3 protein-coding genes and 1 pseudogene are annotated in these 2414 nt (G+C 51.9%); 3 read left to right on the top strand and 1 reads right to left on the bottom strand.

Annotated elements, in window-relative coordinates; translation table 11 throughout:
- Together FDP13_RS21740 and FDP13_RS21385 are read left to right on the top strand one after the other, a co-directional pair.
- The coding region (locus tag FDP13_RS21740) for a VENN motif pre-toxin domain-containing protein (protein ID WP_199886368.1) at positions 1-1013 on the top strand (1013 nt) is incomplete at its 5' end.
- A 4-nt stretch (positions 1014-1017) separates the two neighbouring features.
- Positions 1018-1380 carry a hypothetical protein gene (locus FDP13_RS21385; protein ID WP_033577911.1) on the top strand — a complete coding sequence of 121 codons (363 nt, stop codon included), beginning with the start codon at positions 1018-1020 and terminating at the stop codon, positions 1378-1380.
- A gap of 428 nt (positions 1381-1808) precedes the next feature.
- On the opposite strand, the gene FDP13_RS21940 is transcribed toward FDP13_RS21385, so the two are convergent.
- Entirely contained in the window at positions 1809-2015 is a 207-nt protein-coding gene (locus FDP13_RS21940) for a SymE family type I addiction module toxin (protein ID WP_143840367.1), read from the bottom strand.
- Positions 2016-2028: 13 nt separating this feature from the next.
- Between FDP13_RS21940 and FDP13_RS21375 the strand changes: the two are divergent.
- Positions 2029-2414: pseudogene (locus tag FDP13_RS21375) on the top strand (hypothetical protein); the annotation flags it as partial.

The following is a 2414-nucleotide window of genomic DNA, read 5'->3' as shown; positions in this document are numbered from 1 at the left end:
CGGGCGGTCTGGCGGCAGGCGTGGTGGGCAACAGCGGCACGGATGCGGTGCAGGGCGCACAGTCGGCGCAGGTGGCGGTGGAGAATAACTCGCTGGCCGGAGATAAGGCCCGTCAGTCAGTAAAAGAAAGTGCGGAATGGTGGAAGAAACAGGTCCGCGACAAGCTGGGTGAAGGCACGACGTCTGCTACAGCAAACAGCATTATCAATGCGATAGTGGATAGCGGTGATTCGGCGATAGGGTCAGCGGACTATGTTGCCGATGCGGCAATGGCACTAGCCTCCTGTGCTGCCGGGGACAGTTACTGTAATAAAGCGCTGAGTGACCTCTCAGGGAAGAATCAGGCAGTAGCCGACAGTGTATCTGCACTGATGAAGAGCGAAACCTGGTCAGCGGTAGCCGATACGATCAAACAGGCATCTGGAGGTAATCAGGCGGCGCTGGAAGCGACGGGTGGAATGCTGGCTGGTATTCTGCTGCCGGGTAAGAAAGTACCGGAGTTCGGTGTTGTACTGGGAAAAACAGAAAAACTGGTCAAGAATGCAGATGGTATTTACGAAGTGAAAGTCAATGTTACACCGCTGGAAGGACATGACCGACTTAATACCCCGGATCTGGGGGGGAACGGTAAGCTAAAACCGGCGGAAGCCGCATCTGCCGCACAATTAGAGCCTACTCTCGGTACAATGGAGCGCTATACGCCTTCGCCTGGAGCAAAATCAGGAACTTCACCTGATTTTGTAATTACGTCAGGCCCTAATAAAGGTAAAACCGTTGATGCCATGTATACGACCGATAGACTGTCACAAAAAGAAATAGATGGGCTAAATAAGTTTTATGAGAAGAACATGAGTGTTGGTAGTGGAATAGATGTTATCCAAGATCACTTGCAAAAAGCTGACTTTGTGCCTGTCGATTTTAGAGTTCTAACGCCTGCTAACCAAAAAACCTTCATGGATTATATAAAAACACTGCCTAAAGCACAGCAAGATAAAGTTATTATTATGAGGTGATAGTATGGGGGCGAGTTTATTTATCGGTTGGAATGATAATGGGCAAAGAGAAAGTAATTTTCAAAGGACCGGAGGCTTTGTTAACGGGAGTTATTGGGATGCCTTTGGCGATCTGTTGGATGCTGTGTTTTTACCAGACTATCCCGAGCTGCATGAGATAATTAAATCTGAAGAAGGTGAGTATCTAAAATTTTATTCATTTGTTGAGTTAGATAAGGCGGGTTTTAACCAGGCTGTTAAGCTAATCAGAGATTATATTGCAAAACAGAAGAATCCGACAGAATGGCAAAACATGGCGAATACTGTGTGGGAAGATGTTGCAGAGCCTTACATTATTCAGGATGAGCGTTATGACGTTAATGCATGAATAAAATAACGGCCAGTCAGTTTATTAAATTAAATTGACTAAAATCCCGTCCACTTGAGCCAGGATTTTTATCTGTCACTCAGTCACAGTGCGGATAACTAGCTGCCTGTACTCAACGGTCACTGGCGCACCGGTCGGAAATTCTGCCTCTTCGAGCCAGTTGTCCTTACCTTAAGGTTAAGGCTGGGGCTGTAATGGTGTGTCATATCATTGCGGTCAGCGTGAAGGCGAATGACATAGCTGACCTTCAGGTGTCGTAAATAAGTTACGGCGGCGGGTTGCCTAAAAATGCTTCAACAACTGAACAGGAAATGTTTTGTCATTACCGTCATGCCGACGGTATGACAAAACCACCCGGTCAGGGCCACGCCCCGACACCCCACCGTTAAAATAAAAACCCCCGGCGCGGGCCGGGGGTGAGGGTGTGATTACTCGGCAAACTTAAGGCCGCCGGGATAATGCTTGATCCAGTTGGCCGCCGCGTCCGGGTCAAAGGGGTCGATGCTCAGCCCTTCGAGACAGTGCCACAGCTCGCGGGTGTTCTGGGCGGTGATGACCATGCAGCCGGGCATCACCCGTATTTTTAGCGGCATCCCGTCGGTAAAGCCGGCTTCGGTAAGCCAGGCACCTTGCAGATGAATCGCCTGAAAGCAGGACAGCGACCGTTATGACCCGGCACAGACCAGTGTGTCGGCGAGCGGTAGCCTTGCCTTCGGCAGCATGACCGGCAGCGGTTACCTGAGCGCCAGCCAGGACAAAATGCACAGCAACTTCGACAGCGTGCAGGAGCAGAGCGGTCTGTTTGCCGGCAACGGCGGTTATGACGTCACGGTGGGCAGCCACACGCAACTGGATGGCGGGGCGATAGCGTCGACGGCGGGTGCGGACAGGAGCCGGCTGGAGACGGGGACGCTGGGCTTTAGCAATATCGACAACCGGGCGGAGTACCGCGCGTCACACACCGGGGGCGGGTTCAGCACCAGTGCGCCGGTGGGGCTGCAGGTGCTGAGCAACGTCGGCGGGCTGATGCTGGC

Source organism: Dickeya sp. ws52, assembly GCF_007210685.1.
GTDB classification, from domain to species: Bacteria; Pseudomonadota; Gammaproteobacteria; order Enterobacterales; family Enterobacteriaceae; genus Dickeya; species Dickeya chrysanthemi.
The sequence above is the reverse complement of the archived record's forward strand: the minus strand, read 5'-3'. Positions and strand labels throughout refer to the sequence as shown.